23 protein-coding genes and 1 tRNA gene are annotated in these 23,524 nt (G+C 49.0%); all 24 read left to right on the top strand.

Features of this window, described 5'->3' with window-relative positions:
- Window positions 1-57 precede the first annotated feature (57 nt).
- The 24 genes from RHOM_RS16165 to RHOM_RS16055 all read left to right on the top strand — a co-directional run bounded on the left by RHOM_RS16165 (window position 58) and on the right by RHOM_RS16055 (window position 23,433).
- A complete protein-coding gene (locus RHOM_RS16165) occupies window positions 58-1,752 on the top strand; it encodes a two-component system response regulator (RefSeq protein ID WP_014081304.1) in 1,695 nt (564 codons plus the stop codon).
- 60 nt (window positions 1,753-1,812) lie between these two features.
- Complete coding sequence (locus tag RHOM_RS16160; protein WP_014081303.1) at window positions 1,813-2,337, top strand: spore maturation protein; 525 nt, start codon at window positions 1,813-1,815, stop codon at window positions 2,335-2,337.
- 237 nt (window positions 2,338-2,574) lie between these two features.
- Window positions 2,575-2,648 (top strand) — tRNA-Met (locus RHOM_RS16155).
- 184 nt (window positions 2,649-2,832) lie between these two features.
- Window positions 2,833-3,558, top strand: a complete 726-nt coding sequence (locus tag RHOM_RS16150) for an NAD-dependent protein deacylase (protein ID WP_014081302.1) — start codon at window positions 2,833-2,835, stop codon at window positions 3,556-3,558.
- 87 nt (window positions 3,559-3,645) lie between these two features.
- Entirely contained in the window at window positions 3,646-3,846 is a 201-nt protein-coding gene (locus tag RHOM_RS16145; RefSeq protein ID WP_014081301.1) for a DUF951 domain-containing protein, read from the top strand.
- 146 nt (window positions 3,847-3,992) lie between these two features.
- Window positions 3,993-4,283, top strand: a complete 291-nt coding sequence (rpsF, locus tag RHOM_RS16140; protein ID WP_014081300.1) for a 30S ribosomal protein S6 — start codon at window positions 3,993-3,995, stop codon at window positions 4,281-4,283.
- A gap of 50 nt (window positions 4,284-4,333) precedes the next feature.
- The gene (locus tag RHOM_RS16135; protein WP_014081299.1) at window positions 4,334-4,780 is read left to right on the top strand and encodes a single-stranded DNA-binding protein; all 447 of its coding nucleotides are present in this window, start codon (window positions 4,334-4,336) and stop codon (window positions 4,778-4,780) included.
- A 28-nt stretch (window positions 4,781-4,808) separates the two neighbouring features.
- Window positions 4,809-5,072 carry a 30S ribosomal protein S18 gene (gene rpsR, locus RHOM_RS16130; protein ID WP_014081298.1) on the top strand — a complete coding sequence of 88 codons (264 nt, stop codon included), beginning with the start codon at window positions 4,809-4,811 and terminating at the stop codon, window positions 5,070-5,072.
- Between the two features lie 199 nt (window positions 5,073-5,271).
- Window positions 5,272-6,003: a hypothetical protein gene (locus RHOM_RS16125; protein WP_143761759.1), complete on the top strand. Its 732-nt coding sequence runs from the start codon at window positions 5,272-5,274 to the stop codon at window positions 6,001-6,003.
- 160 nt (window positions 6,004-6,163) lie between these two features.
- Entirely contained in the window at window positions 6,164-8,221 is a 2,058-nt protein-coding gene (locus RHOM_RS16120) for a DHH family phosphoesterase (RefSeq protein ID WP_014081296.1), read from the top strand.
- A gap of 55 nt (window positions 8,222-8,276) precedes the next feature.
- Entirely contained in the window at window positions 8,277-8,723 is a 447-nt protein-coding gene (gene rplI / locus RHOM_RS16115; RefSeq protein ID WP_044025110.1) for a 50S ribosomal protein L9, read from the top strand.
- Between the two features lie 15 nt (window positions 8,724-8,738).
- Entirely contained in the window at window positions 8,739-10,073 is a 1,335-nt protein-coding gene (gene dnaB, locus RHOM_RS16110) for a replicative DNA helicase (RefSeq protein ID WP_014081294.1), read from the top strand.
- A 757-nt stretch (window positions 10,074-10,830) separates the two neighbouring features.
- Window positions 10,831-13,176 carry a cation-translocating P-type ATPase gene (locus RHOM_RS16105; protein WP_014081293.1) on the top strand — a complete coding sequence of 782 codons (2,346 nt, stop codon included), beginning with the start codon at window positions 10,831-10,833 and terminating at the stop codon, window positions 13,174-13,176.
- Between the two features lie 120 nt (window positions 13,177-13,296).
- Complete coding sequence (locus RHOM_RS16100) at window positions 13,297-16,509, top strand: 3'-5' exonuclease (RefSeq protein ID WP_014081292.1); 3,213 nt, start codon at window positions 13,297-13,299, stop codon at window positions 16,507-16,509.
- Between the two features lie 110 nt (window positions 16,510-16,619).
- A complete protein-coding gene (locus tag RHOM_RS16095; RefSeq protein WP_014081291.1) occupies window positions 16,620-17,057 on the top strand; it encodes a MerR family transcriptional regulator in 438 nt (145 codons plus the stop codon).
- A complete protein-coding gene (locus RHOM_RS16090) occupies window positions 17,003-18,175 on the top strand; it encodes an iron-containing alcohol dehydrogenase (RefSeq protein ID WP_014081290.1) in 1,173 nt (390 codons plus the stop codon). The genes RHOM_RS16095 and RHOM_RS16090 overlap by 55 nt, the downstream gene beginning before the upstream one ends.
- Before the next feature lie 56 nt (window positions 18,176-18,231).
- Window positions 18,232-18,489 carry a flavodoxin gene (locus RHOM_RS16085; protein ID WP_330364829.1) on the top strand — a complete coding sequence of 86 codons (258 nt, stop codon included), beginning with the start codon at window positions 18,232-18,234 and terminating at the stop codon, window positions 18,487-18,489.
- Window positions 18,490-18,998: 509 nt separating this feature from the next.
- The gene (locus RHOM_RS16080) at window positions 18,999-19,919 is read left to right on the top strand and encodes a ParM/StbA family protein (RefSeq protein ID WP_014081288.1); all 921 of its coding nucleotides are present in this window, start codon (window positions 18,999-19,001) and stop codon (window positions 19,917-19,919) included.
- 11 nt (window positions 19,920-19,930) lie between these two features.
- On the top strand, window positions 19,931-20,371 hold the full coding sequence (locus RHOM_RS16075) for a hypothetical protein (RefSeq protein WP_005603533.1): 441 nt from the start codon (window positions 19,931-19,933) through the stop codon (window positions 20,369-20,371).
- Between the two features lie 5 nt (window positions 20,372-20,376).
- Complete coding sequence (locus RHOM_RS16070; RefSeq protein ID WP_014081287.1) at window positions 20,377-20,550, top strand: hypothetical protein; 174 nt, start codon at window positions 20,377-20,379, stop codon at window positions 20,548-20,550.
- A gap of 247 nt (window positions 20,551-20,797) precedes the next feature.
- Window positions 20,798-21,796 (top strand): DUF5688 family protein, encoded by a 999-nt coding sequence (locus RHOM_RS16065; protein ID WP_009860914.1) that lies wholly within the window; start codon window positions 20,798-20,800, stop codon window positions 21,794-21,796.
- Window positions 21,797-21,805: 9 nt separating this feature from the next.
- Window positions 21,806-21,934 carry a hypothetical protein gene (locus RHOM_RS18145; RefSeq protein ID WP_005603527.1) on the top strand — a complete coding sequence of 43 codons (129 nt, stop codon included), beginning with the start codon at window positions 21,806-21,808 and terminating at the stop codon, window positions 21,932-21,934.
- Window positions 21,906-22,445 (top strand): JAB domain-containing protein, encoded by a 540-nt coding sequence (locus tag RHOM_RS16060; RefSeq protein ID WP_005603525.1) that lies wholly within the window; start codon window positions 21,906-21,908, stop codon window positions 22,443-22,445. The genes RHOM_RS18145 and RHOM_RS16060 overlap by 29 nt, the downstream gene beginning before the upstream one ends.
- Before the next feature lie 4 nt (window positions 22,446-22,449).
- On the top strand, window positions 22,450-23,433 hold the full coding sequence (locus RHOM_RS16055) for a DUF3991 and TOPRIM domain-containing protein (protein ID WP_005603523.1): 984 nt from the start codon (window positions 22,450-22,452) through the stop codon (window positions 23,431-23,433).
- Window positions 23,434-23,524 lie beyond the last annotated feature (91 nt).

Below are 23,524 nucleotides of genomic sequence, written 5' to 3'. Positions count from 1 at the left end.
AAACTATAATAGTACATAGGAGAAACGCAGATCGTGTTTCAAGGTACGGGGGCTTGTATGGGTAGAAGAAAATATGTACTGATCGTAGATGACTGTCAGCAGGACCGGATGGCAGTGGCGGATGTTTTGAGATCGGATTACGACATCCTAGAAGCATGTAACGGAAAGCAGGCGTTGGAGATTCTTTCCAGAAAAAGAGCGCAGATTTCGCTGATTATGCTGGATCTGATGATGCCTGTGATGGACGGTTATGAATTTTTGGAGATGTATCGGAAGCGGAAGGAGTACAGCTATCTTCCGGTTGTGGTGTGTACGACAGAAGACGACCCTGAGAGAGAGCAGAAGAGCCTGGAGCTCGGTGCATGGGATTTTGTTCTGAAGAATTCCAGCCCCGGGATCATGAGACTGCGCGCAGGAAACGCCATCGAGAAAAGCAAGGTGCGGTTTCTGGAATATGATTTTCTTACCGGTATTTACGGACAGCAGAAGTTCTACCAGGCGACCCGCGAACTTTTAGACCAGCGCGCGGGAGCGAATTTTGCTTTTATCCATTTTGACATTGACCGTTTCCGGATTATCAATACCCTCTACGGCTCCAAAGAGGGAGACCGGCTGATCCATTTTGTGGCGGGAGCCATCCGCAAGGTCATGACAGCCTACGGCAGAGGCACATACGGACGCCTTGGCGGCGATGTGTTCGGAATGTGTGTCCCCTACGAAGATGGTGCGGTGATCTATCACATACTGGAAGGAATCCGGGCAGAGATCCGGAAACATTCCGTACATTATTATCTGGAGACCTGCGCGGGCATTTATCTGGTGGACGATCCGGATATGGAAGTGGCGGCGATGCACGACAACGCTGAGATTGCGGCGGCACAGTGCAAGGGTCAGTACATGGTTCACGATGTTTTATATACGGAGGAGATCGGACAGAAAGTGCTCCGCGAACAGCATATCATTGACGAGATGGATGCCGCGCTGGCAGAGCAGCAGTTTATCGTCTATTTCCAGCCGAAGTACCAGCTGAAAAAGATGGCTCCGTACGGAGCGGAGGCACTGGTGCGCTGGAAGAAGCCGAGCGGTGAGATCGTGCTTCCGAACGAATTTATACCGATCTTTGAGCGCAACGGCTTTATCACGAAGTTGGACTATTACGTGTGGGAGAAAGTCTGCCAGTTCATAGACAGTGAGCTTTCCCAGGGAAGGAATCCGGCGCCAATTTCGGTCAACGTATCCAGAGTCAACCTCTATAACCCGGATTTTATGGATTCTCTGATTGACCTCATCCACCGCTATCATATTCCTCCGCATTATCTGAACCTGGAACTGACGGAGAGCGTCTTTTCCGAGGATGCGGAATTGATCCAGAGAGCGGTGAATTATCTGCATGACGCCGGATTTACGATTCTGATGGATGACTTTGGGAGCGGTTACTCCTCCTTAAACATTTTAAAGGACGTGGATCTTGATGTGTTAAAGATCGACATGAAGTTCTTCTCTAAGGGGAATACCGCGGAAAAGGGTGCAAAGATCATCGAGGCGGTCATCCGGATGGCGGAATCTCTGGACATGATGGTGATTGCGGAAGGTGTGGAGGAAAAGCATCAGGTGGATTTTTTAAATGACCTCGGATGCGACTATATTCAGGGTTATTATTTTGGCCGCCCCATGTCGCAGGATCAGTATGAGAAGCTGACGAATCACGATGAGGAAGAGCAGCATGACATGCCGCAGCCCGAAAGTTCGTGAATATGAATATTTACCGTTCGGATTCCATATAGTAGAATAACGGAAGATTCTGGATGTATCATGGGCGTAATGATTTTTCTATCGGACATAATGATACCGCTTCTCATTTTCGGTATTGTCGGTTATGGAATTCTGAACAGACAGAATATCTATGAGGAGTTCATAGACGGGGCAAAGGACGGCTTTCAGACGGTCATCGGAATCATGCCCACACTGATCGGGCTTATGGTGGCGGTCGGGATCCTGCGGGCTTCCGGTTTTCTGGAGTGCTTTTCCGGGCTGCTGGGACGGGGGATCGGCTGGCTTGGTTTTCCGCCGGAGCTGATACCGGTCACGGTGGTTAAAATGTTCTCGTCCTCTGCGGCGACCGGTCTTCTTTTGGATATATATAAGGAGTACGGCGCGGATTCGATGTTGGGAAAGATGGCATCCATCATGATGAGCAGCACGGAGACGATCTTTTATACGATGTCGGTCTATTTTATGGCGGCGGGGATCAAAAAAAGCCGTTACACGCTGGTGGGCGCGCTGATCGCAACCACTGCGGGAACCGTCGCAAGCATTATTCTGGCGGGATATATGTGAGCAGCCGGCGGCTGTGGCTGCGCCCGGGAAGGATTTTTTCTGCAAAAATGTCTGTGAAAACAGAAAAATGAAAAAATCGGTTCTATAGGATGTCAGCTCTGCATATAATGATAGAGTAAGGCAGGAAAAAGCAGGGTGCGGAAGCGGATTTGACAAGTGGGTACGAAAGAGTTATAATACATTATGTTAACAAGCAACGGACATTGTGATACAGGAAGCAATGGTGGTTGCATATAGCGCGGGATGGAGCAGTCTGGAAGCTCGTCGGGCTCATAACCCGAAGGTCATAGGTTCAAATCCTATTCCCGCAACTTTTTAGGCAGCAGTCGCATGACTGCTGTTTTTTTGCTTTATCTAAAAGACCTGGGTTCTGCTGTAGCTGATGTTTGCGTTTTAGAGAACGTTTTCCGGATCTGCGGACGGAATACCAATAGATTTTGGCGTGCGGTTGGTGTATGATAGAGAAAATCGCAGTGGGATGGGAGGCGCCAGTCAATGACGAATATCGAACAATTTTTGCAGATGGTGAAGGAGTCGGACAATATTGTATTCTTCGGGGGAGCCGGTGTATCTACGGAGAGCGGAATTCCTGATTTCCGCAGTGTGGATGGTCTTTACAACCAGAAATATGACTATCCGCCGGAGACGATTTTAAGCCATTCCTTTTATATAAAATACCCGGAGGAGTTTTACCGTTTTTACCGGGACAAAATGCTCTGCCTTGACGCGGAACCGAACATCACGCATAAAAAGCTGGCGGAGCTTGAGGCGGCCGGAAAAGTAAAAGCCGTCGTGACGCAGAATATTGACGGTCTGCATCAGCTGGCGGGAAGTAAGCGCGTGCTGGAACTGCACGGCAGCGTGCACCGTAATTACTGCAGGAAGTGCGGCAAGGGATTTGATGCGGAGTATGTGAGGGATTATCCGGGAAAAGTACCTCTGTGCGATGCCTGCGGCGGTACGATCAAGCCGGATGTGGTACTCTATGAGGAAGGACTGGACCAGCAGACGCTGGAGGATGCGGTATTTTATATCAGCCATGCGGATATGCTGATTATCGGTGGAACATCGCTTGCGGTATATCCGGCAGCCGGTCTGATCGATTATTACCGGGGAAATAAACTGGTGTTAATCAACAAATCGACGACGCCGATGGACGCGAGGGCAGATCTGCTGATTCAGGCGGGACTCGGCGATGTGTTCGGGCAGATTGAGGTGTAGACGGGCGCCAGGCGAATGAAATTTTTTTCTACCGCAGCGGAGCGAAACATGCTACACTATCACTACATTAGGAAAGTGAGGAAGACCATGAACCAGTACCATTATGAAGTGGGAGACATCGTAAAGCTGAAAAAGCAGCATCCGTGTGGCAGCAGTGAGTGGGAGATTCTGCGCGTCGGCGCGGATTTCCGCCTGAAATGTACGGGTTGCGGGCATCAGATCATGATTGCGAGAAAGCTTGTGGAGAAAAATACCAAAGGGCTGCGCAAGGCGGGGGAGACGGAATAGGCTCGCTGCGCAGTTTTTTGCGCTTTTTTCAAGAAAGCACTTGTAATTACAGGGAAAACGTGTTATAGTAGATACTCGTGATATAATAATTATTCCTTGCTCATGTAATGAAAACGTGGGCCAGAGACCAAAAGGAGGAAATTCGCATGAATAAGTATGAGTTAGCACTCGTTGTCAGTGCAAAGATCGAAGACGATGCGAGAACAGCTACAGTAGAGAAGGCAAAAGAGTACATCACTCGTGCCGGCGGTACTGTAACAGAAGTAGAGGACTGGGGTAAGAAGAAGTTAGCTTACGAAGTTCAGAAGATGAGCGAAGCTTATTACTACTTCATTCAGTTCGATGCAGAGCCGACTGTTCCAGCAGAAGTTGAGCAGGATGTTCGTATCATGGACAACGTACTTCGTTTCTTAGTTGTGAGAAAAGACGAGAAATAAGAGATTCTTTGATCTGATAACGTTTGTTTGAGGGAAGAGAGGAATCGTATATGAACAAAGTGATTCTTATGGGAAGACTGACCAGAGATGCAGAGGTGCGTTACTCACAGGGTGAGAACTCCACCGCCATCGCAAGATTTTCGCTTGCGGTAGACCGCCGTTTCCGTCGTGACGGGGACGAGCAGACAGCAGATTTTATCAACTGCGTTGCATTTGGCAGAACTGCAGAGTTTCTGGAGAGATTCGGACGTAAGGGAACTAAATTCGTTCTGGAGGGACGTATTCAGACCGGAAGCTACACCAACAAGGACGGACAGCGTGTATACACGACGGACGTTGTTGCTGAGAATGTAGAGTTCGCAGAGAGCAAGAATGCTTCCGGCGGCGGAGATAATTCCGGTTTTACCCCTTCCGACAGACCGTCACCGAGCAGTGCAGCGGGTGATGGCTTCATGAATATTCCGGACGGAATTGATGAAGAGTTACCATTTAACTAATGGACGATAATAACAGGAGGTAATTATCATGGCTTTCAATAAGGCAGCAGACAAAGAAGGCGCTCCAATGAAGAGACGCCCGATGCATAGAAGAAAAAAAGTTTGTGTATTCTGTGGTAAGGACAATGTGATCGATTACAAGGATACCAACAAGTTAAAGAGATACATCTCTGAGAGAGGAAAGATCCTTCCTCGCCGTATCACAGGCAACTGTGCAAAGCATCAGAGAGCGCTCACTGTAGCGATCAAGAGAGCACGTCACGTGGCATTGATGCCGTACGTATGTGAATAAACTTCGTTTAATCACAGCGAATAAGCTGATAAGTAAAAAGACCAACAATCCTTCCGATTGCTGGTCTTTTTTTAGGTGATTGCATTTTCGTAATGTCGCTGATTCTAAAACTTTCCTTAAGAATAGAAAAATGGGCTTGGAAATGAGACAAGAATCATATAATATTATGGGTATGTGTAAGAGCAAGAGGTGCAGAGGAGTGGGAACGCGGATGAGAGGACACTGGTACAAAACGACAGTCATGCTGACAATGGTTCTGATGCTGGCAGGATGCGGCGGAGATGGCGCAGAGGCAGAGCAGACGGTGCAGACCGAGCAGGTGGAACAGACGGAGCAGACGCTTGAGCAGGTGCTGGAAGAGCATTTCCTTGCGGCGGAGGATGCGGAGGATGTGGCGACAGTGGTCTCGCAGTACGCGGAGGAGACGCCGGATCCGGCGCTAGCGGAGTTTCTGATCTCTTATTATCAGGTTCCGGACGAAGAGCAGAGCAAGACCCGGTATTACTATAATCATATTGATCTGAATGAGGATGGAACAGATGAAATTTTCGTTGTCGTGGTCGGTGAGTATACAAAGGTATCGTTCGGTGATCCGGCGCTGATCTTATCGGAACAGGCAGACGGAACGTTCCAGGTGATCGAGTCGTTTGAGGGAATCCACACGCCGGTGACGGTTAGTGAGCGCATGACGAACGGCTGGCATGATATTATTTACCAGGAATACGGTCGTGGAGCGGAAGATGGATACCGTATCTGCCATTATAATCCGAATGGAGGATACCAGACAGATCTGAGTGAGGTTGTGGATGAGGTGGAGCCGCAGGACGGCACCCAGATCATCTCCAACAACTTTATCGACGATATGGATAAGGGGAATTATATGACGCTCGCGCCGGCGGAAGATGGCGGAAGCGAAGCGCAAGGCAACTAGATAAAGCGCAAACCAACTAGATATAGCGGCTGAAATTTTGGACTGTCCAACTTGTTGTGGGCAGTCTTTTTTCGGGCAAAAAAGGCTTTATATTGGGCGGTCAAAATGGTATAATGCACGGTATGATAGTGTTTTTGTATAGAATGATGGAGGCTTGCTTGTGAGAAAAAGTAACGTAAAGATTAAAGGAAAGCTTCGTACATATTTGTATCTGCCGCTGCTGCTTACAATGCTTCTGATTATCATCAATGTGTTTGTGTATATGGAAGACACTTCTTCGGGAGTGCTTTTTTCTGGGTTTGTACTGCTCTATTTTGTGATCATGCTGATCGCTTATCTGCGCAATAAGCCGCTTCTGATCGATGAGCTGATCAATTTTGCGACGCAGTACGGTCTCGTGCAGAAACAGCTCTTAAATGAGTTTGAAATCCCGTATGCACTGGTTGATTATAATGCAAAGTTTCTGTGGGTGAATGAGCAGTTTACGGAGGTCACAGGAAAAGACAAGAAGTATCATAAGTCGGTCATGACGGTATTCCCGACGCTGACCAAGGAGCTGCTGCAGCGGAGCGAGCCGGTGGAGTCGATCAATCTGACATACAATGACCGGTATTACCGTGTGGCGTTAAAGCGCATTTATTTTGACACCATGACACACGACAGCACGATCGTATCGCTCGATGAGAGCAATGAATATCTGACGGCGATGTACCTGTTTGATGAGACAGAGTTGAACCGCTACATCCGCGAGAACGAGGAACAGCGTCTGGTGGCGGGGCTTGTATACATCGACAATTATGACGAGGCGCTCGACAGTATCGAGGACGTCAAGCGGTCACTGCTCGTAGCGTTAATTGACCGGAAGGTGAACAAATACTTTACAGAGATTGATGCACTCGTCAGAAAGATCGAGAATGACAAGTATTTTGTTGTCTTTAAGAATCAATATCTCGGAAAGCTCCGGGAGGATCGTTTCAGCATCATTGAGGACGTCAAGACGGTAAAAGTCGGCAATGAGATGGCAGTGACGCTCAGCATCGGTATCGGCGTCGGCGGCGATTCCTACACCAAGAATTACGAGTACGCCAGAATGGCGATTGATCTTGCACTCGGACGCGGCGGCGACCAGGTGGTTGTCCGCGACAACGAGGATGTGACTTATTACGGCGGCAAGACCAACAAGCAGGTGGAGCGCAACAACCGCGTGAAGGCGAGAGTCAAGGCACATGCGCTGCGGGAGGTGATTGAGAGCCGCGAGCATGTGATTATCATGGGACACAGCATCAGCGATGTGGATTCCCTCGGTGCTGCGATCGGCGTGTACTGCGCAGCCAGAGTGCTCGGCAAAAAGGCGCAGATTGTTTTAAATGAGGTGACATCTTCCCTGCGTCCGCTTGTGGAAGGATTTTCCGAGGAAAAAGGCTATCCGGCGGATCTCTTTATCAAGAGCGAGGAAGCAATTCTTCTGACGAACCGCGATACGCTCGTGATGGTTGTGGATGTGAACCGGCCGAGTTATACAGAGTGTCCGGAGCTGTTAAAACGCACGGATACGGTGTGCGTGTTTGACCATCACAGACAGAGCAGCGAGGTCATCGAGAATCCGGTGCTTTCCTATGTAGAGCCGTATGCGTCGAGCGCCTGCGAGATGATCGCGGAGGTGCTGCAGTATTTTTCCGAGAATATCAAGCTGGAGCCGCATGAGGCAGACTGTATCTACGCTGGTATTCTGATCGACACGAACAACTTTATGACCAAGACAGGTGTGCGCACCTTCGAGGCGGCGGCATATCTGAGAAGAGCCGGAGCCGAAGTGACGCGCGTGCGCAAGATGCTGCGCAACGACATGGCGGCCTACAAGGCAAGAGCGGAGGCGGTACGCCACGCGGAGGTTTACCGCGGTGCATTTGCGATCTCCGTGTGCCCGGCGGATAATGTGGAGAGCCCGACGATTGTGGGCGCACAGGCGGCAAACGAGCTGTTAAATATCGTCGGTATCAAGGCATCGTTTGTGCTGACCGAATATCAGGGCAAGATTTATGTCAGCTCACGGTCGATTGACGAGATCAATGTGCAGCTCATCATGGAGCGGCTCGGCGGCGGCGGTCATCTGAATGTGGCGGGCGCGCAGTTGACAGACTGCTCGGTGCTGCAGGCAAAGCACATCATTCAGGATACGATCGACGAGATGTTAAAAGAAGGCGACATCGAGGAATAATACGATTTGGGAAATACAAGATAAGCGCAGCAGAATGCGCGGAAATGAGGATCATATGAAAGTAATTTTATTGCAGGATGTAAAGGCATTAGGAAAAAAAGGCGACGTGGTGAACGTCAGTGACGGGTATGCGAGAAATGCGATTTTCCCGAAAAAGCTGGGACTTGAGGCGACACCGAAGAACCTCAATGATCTGAAATTGCAGAACCAGCACGCAGACAAGGTTGCACAGGAGAATTACGAGGCGGCGCTTGCGCTTGCGGAGGAATTAAAGGATAAGAAAATTACGGTCAAGATGAAAGCCGGCGAGGGTGGACGTACCTTCGGATCTGTTTCCACGAAGGAGATCGCGGCAGCGGCAAAGGAGCAGCTCGGCATGGAGCTCGACAAGAAGAAGATGCAGCTTCCGGAGCCGATCAGAAGCTTCGGCATGACAGAGGTTGCCATCAGGCTTCATCCGAAGGTAACGGGAACATTTACCGTTCATGTTGTAGAAGAGTAGCAGGAGGTTTATTTCATGGAAGAGGCACTGGTAAAGCGGATTATGCCCAACAGTCTTGAGGCAGAGCAGTCCGTGATCGGTTCCATGATTATGGATAAGGATGCCATCGTGACAGCGATGGAGATGCTCATCAGCGAGGACTTCTACCACACGCAGTACGGGATTTTGTTTGATACGATGATTGAACTGTACAACAAGGGTCTCCCTGTGGATCTGGTGACACTGCAGAACAAGCTTAAGGAAAAAGATGTTCCGCCGGAGATTGCGAGTCTGGAGTTTGTGCGGGATCTGGTGACGGCAGTACCGACTTCGGCGAATGTGAAGTATTATGCACAGATCGTCAAGGACAACTCGATGCGCAGAAAGCTCATCAAGCTGAATGAAGAGATCGAGAATGAGTGTTATGTCGGCAAGGAAAGCGTCGAGACAGTCATGGATATCACCGAGAAGAAGGTATTCGACCTTCTCTCCACCCGCGGCGGAGGCGGCGACTACGTGCCGATCCGGCAGGTCGTTATGAATGCCCTCGAGAAGATCGAGAACGCGGCAAAGACTTCAGGAACGGTTACCGGAATACCGACCGGATTTATTGATCTGGATTATCGCACCGCTGGTCTGCAGCCGTCCGATCTGATCCTGATTGCAGCGCGTCCGTCTATGGGTAAGACGGCGTTTGTACTAAACATTGCACAGTATGTGGCATTTCACGAAAATATGTGTACCGCCATCTTTTCGCTCGAGATGTCCAAGGAGCAGCTTGTCAACCGTCTGTTTTCTCTGGAGTCCAGAGTGGATGCGCAGGCGCTCCGTACTGGTAATCTCTCGGATGCAGACTGGGAGAAGCTGATCGAGGGAGCCGGAACCATCGGTAATTCCGAGCTGATCATCGATGATACGCCGGGTATCTCGATCTCCGAGATGCGAAGCAAGTGCAGAAAATATAAATTAGAGCATGATCTGAAGCTGGTCATCATCGACTACCTGCAGCTCATGTCCGGTTCCGGGAAGTCAACAGACTCCCGTCAGCAGGAGATTTCGGATATTTCCCGATCCCTCAAGGCGCTCGCAAGAGAGCTTTCCGTGCCGGTGATTGCACTCTCCCAGCTCTCGCGAGCCGTGGAGCAGCGGCCGGATCACCGCCCGATGCTCTCCGATCTGCGTGAGTCCGGAGCCATCGAGCAGGATGCCGATGTGGTAATGTTCATTTACCGCGATGATTATTACAACCATGATTCCGATATGAAGGGAATCTCAGAGATCATCATAGCCAAGCAGAGAAATGGTCCGATCGGAACCGTCAATCTGGTATGGCTGCCGCAGTACACAAAGTTTGCGAATATGGAAAAATAATAGGATGGAACTGCAGCAATAAGCATAGACATCTTTTGGGTGATAAGTAATATTATTAGAAATAGATACTTAAAAGTTCCAGATAAACATGCGGCGGCAAATCTGACCGCAAAATCTGGTATTTCTAACCATGCCGCAGCTGGCATCCGTGATGATCCATGTCTTTCCAAGTTTGGAGCACTCTACGGATTGTGTCCGCAAGCCGGCAGACAATTTTAGGACTTTTGTGTGTGTCCCTTATGGCCACCTCTGAACAAAACATAACCGCGCGAAGCCGATGTCTGAGTCGGCATCTGCCTTATTTTCAATAGCAGATGCCGACGAGTTTCGGTTCGCGCGGTTTTATATTGTCTGTGAAGAGGTGCCATTAGGGACACCAGAAAGTCCGCTCATTGTCTGCGGCTTGTCGGACACACTCCTAGAGTGTCCAAACGTGGCAAAGACACGGAATGGGATGCCAGCCGCGGTATGGAAGAAATACACGAATTTTGCTTCAAAGATTTTGCCGCCGTCTGTTTATTCTGGAACTTTTTTGTCTCTGGTTTTCCTGTAATATTACTTATCACCCCAAAGCGCGATATGCTTATTGCGGCAGTTCCATTCTTATGGGGAGTACCTTACACAGGTATCAAGAAAGAGTACAAAAACGGGCTGCGGCGTATGGAAACGTTGACAATCGTTGAAAGCGGCGGTTTGGCATGTTACCATTGGAAAATGTCTCACATTACGATCCGAAGCAAAACAGGAGGAACAGATCATGGATGCGAATATAACAGGACTGTCGGCGCGGGAAGTGACAGAACGCCGCGAGCGCGGGGAAGGCGGCGCTGCCGCAGAGCGTATTACAAAAAGCAGGGCGCAGATTGTCCGTGAAAATGTATTTACATTATTTAATTTGCTGAACTTTATCATTGCAGGGCTTTTATTTGCCGTGGGTGCTTACACAAATATGCTGTTTCTGGCGGTAATTTTTTTAAATATTGCGGTCGGAATTGCACAGGAGCTAAAGGCGAAAAAGCTGGTGGATGAACTCTCGATTCTAAACCGTCCGGGCGTATGTGTGCGCCGCGGGGCAAAGGACATTCAAATCGAGCTGGATGAGGTTGTAAAGGGTGATTTGATGGTGTTGCAGAGCGGCAATCAGATCTGCAACGATGCGGTGGTCGTGGAAGGCATGCTGGAAGTGAATGAATCGCTGCTCACAGGAGAGAGTGATGCAGTGGTCAAGGAGGCTGGAAGTGAGTTATATTCCGGAAGCTCTGTCATTTCCGGTAAGGCATATGCGAAGGTTACGCATGTCGGAAATGAAAATTATGCTACAAAGCTTGCCAACGAAGTAAAAAAGGAAAAACGCGTGGCATCGGAACTGCTGGGCTCTATGAATAAGGTAACGCGGTTTACCAGTATGCTGATTGTTCCGTTGGGTGTGATTCTGTTTTTCGAGGCCTTCCTGCTGCGGCAGGCGCCCATGCGGGAAGCGGTGGTGTCGTCCGCCGCGGCGCTTCTTGGTATGCTGCCGAAGGGACTGGTACTTTTAATCTCGATTTCACTGGCGACCGGAGTCATCCGGCTGGCAAAAATGAAGATCCTCGTTCAGAATATTTACTCCCTGGAGACACTGGCGCATGTGGATACGCTGTGTCTGGATAAGACAGGAACGATCACAAACGGAAAGCTTACGGTGGACGCCGTCATGGAGATCAGCGCGGGGCTCTCTGGAAAGGCGTTGCCGCAGGGCGAACCGGAAAAACTCGTGCAGTCGTATCTGGCGGCCTCCGACGACAACAATGCGACATTCCAGGTGCTGAAAGAGGCGTTTGGCGGTCAGGCATTTTATACACCGGCACATAAGATTCCATTTTCATCAAAGCGCAAATGGGGATGTATCAGTTTTGCGGGATCGGGCAGTGTTTTTGTCGGCGCCCCGGAAAAGCTGATGCGAAAGCTGCCGGGGGAACTGGAACAGAGGCTGGAAGAGGGCTGCCGGGTTATCATTGTGGGCTATGTCCCGATGCAGTGGGAAGACGAAGCGGCGCTGCCGGAAGAGATACAGCCGCTCTACGGGGTTGTCCTGGAGGATACCATCCGTGAGAACACCAGGGAGACGCTTGAATTTTTCCACCGGGAAGGCGTGGACGTCAAGGTAATTTCCGGAGATCATGTCAAGACGGTCTCCATGATTGCAAAGCGGGCAGGACTGCACCGGTGGAAGGATGCCGTGGATTTATCGACGCTCGGAGAGGACATTGATTATGAGCAGATCTGCCAGCAGTACGCGGTGTTTGCGAGAGTGACGCCGGGACAGAAAAAGGAACTGGTGTGTGCGCTGAAACGACAGGGACACCAGGTAGCCATGACGGGAGACGGAGTCAATGATCTTCTGGCGCTGCGGGAGGCGGACTGCTCCATCGCCGTGGCGGACGGAAGCGATGCCAGCCGCCAGATCGCGCAGGTGGTACTGCTGGATTCCGATTTTACCAATCTTCCGCAGGTCGTGATGGAAGGGCGGAAAGTCGTGAACAATGTCACAAGAACGGCGAGCGTCTTCTTTATCAAGACCATCTACTCGGTGCTGGTTTCGGTGATCTGCCTGCTGGCAAACATTCCGTTCCCGTTTATCCCGATTCAGATTACTGTGCTGGATGCGGCAATCGAGGGGTATCCGTCGTTCTTTACCATCTGGGAATCCGACACGCGCAAGATACGCGGCAGATTCTTAAAGACGGCGTTATCCAATGCGCTGCCGTTTGCCCTCACAGTCACGGCGATGGTCGCAGTCACCAGTATCATTGCACCGTTTACGGTGGAGCAGCGGCAGACAGTCATGTATTTTCTGCTGATCTTTATTTCCATGGCAGCCGTGGTGAAGAGCTGTATTCCGTTTAACGGCCTGCGCACCTTCATCTGCATCACGATGGTGATAGGAACCTTTGGCGGTCTCGCCATCCTGCCGTCGCTGTTTGAGATCAGCGCGATTACCGCCGGGATGGGAAAATACCTTCTTGCGGGGGGAAGCTTATCTGTCGTCTGTCTGCTGCTTTTGCTTGGAACACGCGGAGTTCTCGGCAGAAAGAGATTGTCAGAGGCAGAGGCGGTGCGGTAGAGAACCGGTTTTCCGTTATATTTTAATAGAAAAAGAAAAGCAGAGATACCTTTGATGCATTTGGTAATGCGGTATCTCTGCTTTTTTGGTATAGTAAAAAGACAGGGGGTGAAGCGGAGGATGGATAAACGCAGCACATCGGAAGAACAGAAAAGCGGATACCTGGGGCTGACCAGGGCAGACGAGGAGCGGCATTTGGCGGACGTGATCTCGGTTGCACAGCAGAATCTGGAACGCGCCGGGGCGGACATACGCAAGGTTAACGAAGATCTGGCGGATCTTCTCGAGACATACGACGTGAAAGACAAAGAAGGCCTTGCACTCTGGAATAATGCGACGGCAAGATTAAAGGAAAATGAATACGATCTGATCCGCTATGAGAAGGCGAGAAAAAAGCCCTACTTCGGGAGAATTGATTTTAAGGACGGCATCTCCCAGGAGGAGGAGACCTGTTATATCGGAAGAGCCGGAATTGCGAAAAACGGCTCAGAGCCGGTGGTGCTGGACTGGAGAGCGCCCATTGCATCGGTATATTACGAGAGCAGCATGGGACCCTGCACTTATACGGTAAGCTCCGAGGGAACCTATGAGATGGATCTGGTGCACAAGCGGACGTACGAGATCGAACAGGATGTGCTGAAGGATTTCTTCGACTCGGATGTCGTTGCCAATGATGAACTTCTGACAAAATACCTTGCAAAAAACAAGAAAGCGGTATTGGGAGAGATCATTGCGACAATCCAGAAGGAGCAGAATGTCATCATCCGCCGCTCGCCGCGGACGAACGTCATCATTCAGGGCGTGGCGGGTTCCGGAAAAACGACCGTGGCAATGCACCGCATATCCTACATTTTGTATAACTATAAGGATGATTTCCGGCCGGAGGATTTTTACATTGTGGGAAGCAACCGGATCCTTCTGAACTATATCACGAGCGTTCTCCCGGAACTGGATGTGTATGGAATCCGTCAGCTGACGATGGAGCAGCTGTTTGTCCGGCTTCTATATGAAGACTGGGACGATGCACGCTACTCGTACCACAGTATGGAGAGAGACGATCCGAAAAACAGTGTCAAGTGCGATACGGAGTGGTTCCTCGATTTAAAAACATACTGCGAAGAATATGAAAAAGAGAGCGTGCCGGCGGAGGACGTTTATCTGGAAAAGACAGGAAAGCTTCTGATCGGTGCGGATGAGATCCGCCGCTATCTAAAGGAGCATCCGGCGGACTCCATGGAGAGCAAAATGCTGATGCTGGGGGAGATTGTTCATTCCAGATATGAGAATGAGATCCTGGGAAGAGACATCACGTTTCCGGCAGAAGAGAAAAAGCGGCTCGACCGGAAATACACGATGTACTTTGGAAAGGGAAAATGGGAGGGATCGGTCTATGCCTTCTATCAGGATTTCCTGGCGGCGCAGGCAGCCCGTGGCAGGGAAGTAACCCCGCCGGGGAATTCCTTTGACGTCTATGATCTGGCGGCGCTGGCCTATATCTACAAGCGGATCAAGGAGACAGACCCGGTTAGGGAGGCGAGTCATGTGGTGATCGATGAAGCGCAGGACTTCGGGATGATGGCATACCGGTGTATGGATGCGTGCCTGTCGGACTGCACCTACACGATCATGGGCGATACCTCGCAGAATATCCATTTTCAGTACGGCCTGAATGACTGGGATGAACTGCGCAGACTCATCCTGACCGGCGATTATGACGCTTTTGGGCTTCTGCGGAAAAGCTACCGCAACACGGTGGAGATCTCTACATATGCGAACGAGATTCTGCGCCACGGGGATTTTTCCATCTATCCGGTGGAACCGATCATCCGCCATGGCGCCGGGGTCTGTGTGGAACCGGTGCAGGGAGAGCGGGCGCTGCTTAACCGGGCGGCGGAGACGATACAGGGCTGGCAGAGAAAAGGATACGAGACCATCGCGGTGATCTGTCGGGATGAAGAGGAGGCAGAGCGGGTTGCGGCTCGGCTGGCAGAGGACGTTCCGGTAAAGAACGGCGCAAAAGGAGAGACGGAGGAGTTCGGGGACGGCGTCATGGTGCTTCCGGTATCCTACACGAAAGGGCTGGAGTTTGACACGGTACTTCTGTTTGACCCGTCGGAGAAAAAATATCCGTCGGACAACGGTCATGTAAAGCTGTTGTATGTTGCGGCAACGCGCGCGCTGCATGAGCTGACGATTCTCCATCGGGGGGAGTTGTCCGGAATTCTTGCGGGCAGGGCGCCGCAGGATAAGCATATAAAGGAATTTGCGGCGGAACCGCTCACAAAAGCCAGGGAGTATGAGAAGCCTGTCCGGACAAAAAAGGAACAGATGCAGCAGCGCAGGGTGGAAGGCGCCATGGATATGGCGGAGCGGGAATATTTCGGCCCCAGACGCATTGCGGCAAAAGCGCCTGCGGCGGAGGAGAAACCGGTCATAAGACCGGCGGCATCACCGGCGGTCCGTCCGCAGACAGAGACAGTGCGCGGGCAGCAGGCAAAGACAGTGCACCGTCCGCAGACCGGGGCAATGCACCGTCCACAGGCAGAGACAGTGCGCGGGCAGCAGGATATGGCGACGTCTCCGGCGCCGGCAGGGAAGCGTCCGGGACCGGAGGGAACCAATCCGTCCCCGTATGCATTCGGGACGATCCCGGAGAATACCAGTCTGCGCGTCCGGGGGCACGCAAAGGGAAATCATGCGGTCCGGTGGGTAAAAAAGAGCAGATCCTATGTAGAGATGGCGAGCATGTACGGGCTGATGCGGATTACGCCGGTCGCTCCGGACATCATCCGGGTCAGCTTTGTAAAAGGAGTGACGGAAAAAATTGCAGCTACGGGCTGGATGGCCAAAGCGGAGGAAGCGTTTTCATGGAGCGCCAGGGAATCCAAAAGCGTTGTTGAGATTGCTGCGGGTGAGATTACGGTGCGGGTAGATAAACGGAGCGGAGCGGTCTCTTTCTGGAACAGGGAGAATCAGCTTCTGCTTGCGGAAAATGCCGCGGAGCCGAGAGTGATCGGCGAGGAGGGAAGCTGGGTATTTTTCGACTGGGACAAGAAAGAGCGCATCAAGGCAAAGGGCATGCTCGATACGGATTTTCTGGATGTGACATTAAATGCGCGTTATATATCCTTCGGAGGGAAAAAGCATAGAATGCCGCTTGTGCTGTCGAACCGCGGCTATGGCATCGCTGCGGCGGCAAAAAATACGGTGCTGCTCTGCGATATTAAGACGTACGGGCAATATCTCTACGCGGAAGGCGAGAGACAGCTCGACTACTATTTTATCTGCGGGGAGAAGCCGGAGAATGTCATCACACGTTATAAAGGGTTATAGGAAGAATTTACGTTTACATTTTACAAAAACCTCTTGACTTGGAGTGAACTCCAGGGCTTACAATGCCTAACGAACAGAGAGTTCCAGGGCACCGGAAAGGAGCAGAGGACATGACAATTAAAGAAATCAGTGAGAAATATCATATTACCGCGGATACGCTCCGCTACTACGAGCGAGTGGGAATGATTCCGCCGGTCACACGGACGGCATCGGGAATACGGGATTACGGTCCGAAGGATGAGAGCTGGGTTTCGCTTGCCATCTGCATGCGCAGGGCAGGTCTGCCGGTGGAGGCAATGATTGAATATGTAAAGCTTTTTCAGCAGGGCGATAAGACGATCCCTGCGAGATTGCAGCTTCTGGTGGAGCAGCGGGAACTTCTGGAGGAACAGCAGCGGCAGATCGAGGAGACCAGGAAACGTCTGAATTACAAGATCTCACGCTACGAAGAGGCAATGAAAACAGGAAAACTGACATGGGAGGAGAACGAAGGATGTCATACGAATTTTATAACCCAACAAGAGTCCTGTTCGGAGCAGGACAGTTAAATCACTTACACGAGCAGAAGATGCCTGGAAAAAAGGCAATGGTTGTCATCTCAAACGGGAAATCGACCAGAGCGAGCGGCGCACTTGACCGTACGATGAAAGAGCTTTCCCTCGCAGGTGTGGAGGTTGTGCTGTTTGATAAGGTCGGAGCGAATCCGGTCAAGGAGATCGTCGAGGAAGGAGGACATTTTGCCAAGAAGGAAGGCTGCGATTTCATTGTCGCACTGGGAGGCGGCTCCGTTATGGACGCGGCGAAAGTCATGGCAATGTATGCGCAGCAGCCGGGAGATCTCTGGGATTATGTGGCAGGAGCAACCGGAAAGCAGCAGCCGTTAGTGAATCCGGTACTTCCGGTCATCGCGATCACGACAACGGCAGGAACCGGATCCGAGGTGGATCAGTGGGGCGTTGTGACCAATCCGGCAACAAATGAGAAGATCGGCTGCGGCGGCATGGATGAGCTGTTTCCGGTGATTGCGGTGGTAGATCCGGAGCTGATGCTGACCGTACCGTCAAAATTCACGGCATACCAGGGGTTTGATGCGCTGTTCCACAGCGTGGAAGGATACCTCTCGGTTGTGAACAGCCTGATGTCTGAGATGGTCCAGCTTGCGGCGATCGAGAATATCGGAACCTACCTGCCGCGCGCGGTAAAGGATGGCAGCGATCTGGAGGCCAGGGAGCATGTGGCATTTGCCAATACGATGTCCGGCTATTCGATGGTGGTCGGTTCCTGCACAAGCGAACATTCGATGGAACATGCGATGAGCGCATTTCATCCGGCGCTGCCGCACGGTGCGGGACTGATTATGATTTCGGTGGAGTATTACAGACACTTTATCGAAAAACACTGCTGTGATGAGCGGTTTGTCCGCATGGCGCAGGCACTCGGCATGAAAGATGCCAAGGCGCCGGAGGATTTTATCACAGCGTTAAAGAAACTGCAGGAGGACTGCGGCGTATCAGACTTAAAGATGTCCGATTACGGCATCGAAAAAGAGGAGAGCATGGTTCTCGCCAGGAATGCAAAGGCGACGATGGGTGGACTGTTTGCCTGTGATCCGGTGCCGATGACAGACGAAGAGTGCGCGGCGATTTATGAGAAGTCTTACCGCTAGAGAAGGTTGTTTTAAACATTTTAACTTATAGAAAAAAGAGTTAAGAATGGAGGATTATGATGAGTCAGAAGAGTCTTGTAGCTTATTTTTCATGCAGCGGCGTCACAAAGAAGACGGCAGAGCAGCTTTCGGATATGGCAGGAGCGGATCTGTTTGAGATTCGTCCCGAGGTGCCTTATACCAAGGCGGACCTGGACTGGATGGACAAAAAGAGCCGCAGCACGGTGGAGATGAACGATCCGTCCTCCCGTCCGGCGATTGCGGACAAGGTAGAGCATATGGAGCAGTACGACACCGTCTATGTGGGTGCTTGAGTTATAATTGGGACAAGTTAGAAGAAACCCAGTAAAATCAAGGGGTTGGAACTAATTTAGTCCTTATTTTTATACCTTTAAATCGGTACAGGATAGGGCAGCGCTGACATATCAATCCGAAATATGACCATTACATAGAGCAGTTCAGATTCATGGGCTGAGTGTGCTTTGTGTACCCAAGAGAGGTGAAAATTGAATAGTAATAATTTTAGGTAGGACTAAATTAGCTTTGCACTGAAAAGTGTATCCGGCTGTTTGTCCTGCCTTTTTTATTGGAAATGAGCAGGAGATGGCAGAAAAGAAGCTGATTTGGTCTGAATGTAAGTCATCTCGCAAAAAGAGAGGTGGCTGTATATGGAAGTATTGTCTTATGAAAGCAAGAGCAGAGTGTGATCGAATATAAATCGCTGGCAGATATTTCAGAGACAAGGAAAATAGGATAGAAACACAAACCGAAAGGTACGGGTAGCTGTATGAACAAAATTAGTAAGATTTGGAGGAACAGAAAAATGAATAACAAGTTAGAAGTAATAGGAATTGATCACGGCTGGTCAATGATGAAAACCGTAACTCAGGTATTTGTCACAGGGGTAAAGGAGATTACAACTACTCCGGCACTTTTTGGAGATGTTCTTGAGTACGACGGTAAGTATTACAAGATTGGAACAGTAAGGCAGGAAGTGAAAGATACAAAGGTTGAAGATGACAGCTTTTATCTTTTGACACTGGCAGCAGTCGCAAAGGAATTGAAGAAAAGAGGATTGTCAGATGCAAAGGTATTTCTTGCAGTAGGACTTCCACTTACCCGATTTGGAGCAGAGAGAAATAACTTTATTAAATACCTGACCAAGAATAAGCGTGTTGATTTCAGATATGAAAATGAAGCATACCATATTGAGATTGACGATGTGGCGGTATTCCCACAGTGCTATGCGGCTGTGGTTGACAAGATACCGACTATGGCAAAGAAAACGCTGGTTGTTGATATCGGTAGCTGGACAATAGATATTATGCCCGTGATTAACAAGTCACCGGACGAATCAAAGTGTGTTACCGTGCCAAGAGGACTTATTACCTGTATGCGTTCTATCAATGAGCAGTGTGTAAGACAGCTCAATGGGGAAGTTGATGAAACAGAAATCCAGAATATTATGCGATATGGCAGGTCTGATATAGATGATGAATACCTTGCGATTATCAAGGCTGAGATAGAGGACTTTGTTGAAAAGGTATATAACTCAATCCGTGAGTTTGGTTATAACCTTAAAACTACACCGATTGTATTTGTAGGTGGCGGGGCAGTGGTAATGAAGAATTTCAGCAATCACGAAGCAAAGAATATCTCTTATATCCTTGATGTAAAGGCAAATGCCAGAGGATATGAACAGCTTGCCATTATGGGATTGAAAACTGCTAAGAGACTTGCATAGGGGGTAGTCATATGGCACGAAGGCATATTATGGAGAGCACATTCCGACTGAATCTGCTCAATCCTCAACACGCTAAAATCAATGAGGTCATAAAGGGGCTTAATCCAAAGATATATAAGTCAAAGAATCAGTTCCTGATTGAAGCCTGTGAGTTTTATATTGACCACTATGGAGAGGATGATATTCCCTCCAAAGAGGAAAAGAGATATGAACAGTTTGTAACGAGGGACGAGATAGAAAAGATAAAAAAGGAAATTGAGTATTCTGCAATGAGTGAGGCAAGAAAAGAGGTCATTTCTTTACTTGGGGGAGCTTTGGCGGGAGTGAAGAACAGCCAGCCGGTAGTGATTGCAAACCCACAGGAAGATATGGAAGAACAGCCGGAAGAAGATGTTATGAATGATTCAGATGTTGCAGGATTGGCAATGGGATGGATGTTGAAAGGAGATTGATTATTATGAGAAGAATTGCAGGAGCCGTAGGAACCGCTGTTTTACAGGTACTCAAGTGGATGCTGAAAATTGTTCTTGGAGCATTCAAGCTGTTCTTGGGACTTGTCAGGTTAGTTCTTCTTCTATTCTGTCTGGTAGCAAGAGCATTTCTTTCATTCGTAAGAATGGGAACATTTTGAGGGGAGGTGAGACTATGGAGGTAAAAGGCTTCTTTCCTGCTTACAGGAAAAACAGAAGACTTGTGAAGTATTTCTTTAAATTTAAGAAATTGTTATAATCAAGGAGGTTAAAATGCACAGAATACGGGATTGTCCGGAATGAGCTGACGGGTATATCAAAGAGAAAATAAAAACAATCAACCTTGCGGGGGAATGTAAGCCAATGACTTATGTTCCCCCGCTTTTTTTGTTTGGAGGATAAGCAGATATGATGAATTATGAGATTTTTAAGGAAGTAGTAAAAGAGAAGTTTATGGACTATATGCCGGATAACTTCAAAGGTATGGAGCTTGTAGTTATGCCTGTGGAAAAGGTAAATATGACCTATGACGGTATCAGTATCAGAGGCAAAGATACTAATATTTCTCCTACTATTTATATCAACGATATGTATGAGAAATATCAGAACTGTGGTGATCTGGAGGAAACACTGATGGCGGCATGTGACCTTATGGCAATGGAGTTTGCAAAGACACCACAAGTTGTTGATGTTGACAGCTTATACAAAGATGCCAATGAAAAGGTAGTATTCCAGCTTATCAATACGGAACAGAACAGGTCATTTCTGGAGCAGGTGCCACACAGAGAATTTCAGGATCTTTCCATTATCTATAAACTTGTGATAAATGCGGATGCTGAAAGTATTCAGAGTATAAAGGTTACGAACAGCCTTGCGGAAAGATTTGGAATGAATGAGGAGCAGCTTTTTAAATATGCGGCTGAAAACACAAGAAGAATCTTACCGCCAAGAATAAGAAATATGAATGATGTTATGAAAGAGATGTTTTTAAGTGACGGGATGCCGGAGGAGATAGCAGAGATGATGATCAGGGAAGTTCCACCGGAGCAGACTCTGTGGATAATCTCCAATAACAGGGGAATTGACGGTGCAGTATCAATGCTTTATGAGAATGAGCTTCACGAACTGGCAGAAAACCTTGAAAGTGATCTGTATATCCTGCCTTCAAGTGTGCACGAAGTTCTTGCGGTGTCTACTGAGCTGACCGAACCGGAGGAGCTTGCACAGATGGTGGCAGAGGTGAATATGCAGGAGGTGGCATTGGAAGAACGACTTTCCAATCAGGTGTATCACTATGATAAAGATTTAAGGAAACTCACACTTGCAACGGATACACCGAACAAGAGACTGGACGGTATCGTGGCAGAGCCGCAGCTTGTATATGACGCAAAGGAAAAGGCGAGATAGGAGGCAGTTATGGAGCAGGAACTTACCGTAGAAGAACTGATTGCTCTTGTAAACAGCCAGAAAGGTGACTTTATTATCCGTATTGAGTTTGGAGAGGAGGCGGATTCCTGTGACAGAGAAGAACGACTTCAAACTTGATGTTGTATCCATAAGGCTTGTAAAGGAGGCTCCGATTTATTCGGAGCAGTCCTTTAACAAGCCGGAAGAAGTAGCTGCCGTAATGGGAGAATGTATGTGCCAGTTCGACAGGGAAGTGGTGTGTGTTGTAAATCTCAGCTCCGACCTAAAGCCTATTAATGTGCATTTTGCAAGTGTGGGTTCGTTGAATGAAGCAATGGCACACCCAAGAGAATTATTTAAGTCAAGTATTTTAAGTAATGCTGCCAGTATGATGTTGATCCACTGCCACCCGTCGGGAAATATATTTCCCAGCAAGGCAGACACGATGATGACGGACCGTATGAATAAGCTGTGTGAGCTTATTGGAATCCCTCTTTTGGATCATATCATCGTGGGAGGGGATAACCGTGCCTTCTTCAGTTTCAAGGAAAAGGGAATGATTGATAATCCAAGAATTACACTCAGTACGGATTACAGGAACCTTGATATTAAGTCACCGCTTGTGGCAGAGCAGGGAAAGGCAAGGTGAGAGTATGGAAGGAAGATTTACAGAGGAGGAACTTGCCATAGCAAAGAGCGTAGATCTTTGTGCCGTTGCAGAAAGTCTCGGTTATACCGTAAAGAGGATTGGAAAATATCACACCTTAAAGGAAATGGACTCAATCCGTATCTATGACCGCAGTCATTGGTACAGATGGTCAAGGCAGTTTGATAAGGGAAATAATGGCGGCTCACAGATAGATTTCCTCCGTGTATTTGGCGGAATGAGTGTAAAAGAGGCTGTATTCTGGCTCTTGGATTTTGCCGGATACCGGAGAATTGAAAGCACGGGAAAGCAGCCGCTTGTTCATCAGGTCACAAAGAAACAGCCACAGGAAAGAAAGCCTTTTGTGCTTCCGCAGCCAGCAGGGGATAATTCCTACCTGATATCCTATCTTAACAATGAGCGTGGAATCAGTAAGGCAGTGATAGAACTGTTTTTAAAGGAAAATCTCATATATGAGAGCAGGCATTATCACAATATTGTCTTTAAAGGAAATGACAAGAATGGAGTAACCAGATTTGCAAGTATGCGTGGTGTATTTGATAAACAGGGAAAACCATTCAAGTGTGATGTGGAGGGGAATGATAAGAACTATGGATTTAATGTGGTGAATGTAAACAGTACAGAGCTTGTTGTATTCGAGGCAGCAATCGACCTTATGAGCTATGTGGATATATTTGCCGACCATGAATCAAATAAGCTGGCTCTTGGAATGCTTGCAGATGCCCCGCTTGCAACTTTTCTCAGGGAACACCCACAGATTTCTTTTATCCGTTTCTGCCTTGATGGGGATTCACCGGGCAGGAAAGCAGCCGCAGAACTTATGGGAAAATACTATGGACTGGGCTATGAGGTTGAGGACTGTCCGCCACCAGCAGGCTATAAGGATTACAATGAATGGCTTGTTGCAACAAAACTTAATCTTGCAGATCAGAAAAAGGAGCAGATGACCATAGCCGGACAGTGCCATTAAAAAGTGGTGGTAAAAAGCAGTGGTTTTTACGGAAGATGGTGGAACAAAGCGGTGGTTTTTTCAAAAAGTGATAGAACAAAGTACCACCACT

This window comes from Roseburia hominis A2-183 (assembly GCF_000225345.1).
GTDB lineage: Bacteria > Bacillota > Clostridia > Lachnospirales > Lachnospiraceae > Roseburia > Roseburia hominis.
This window is presented reverse-complemented; position numbering and strand designations above follow the sequence as displayed.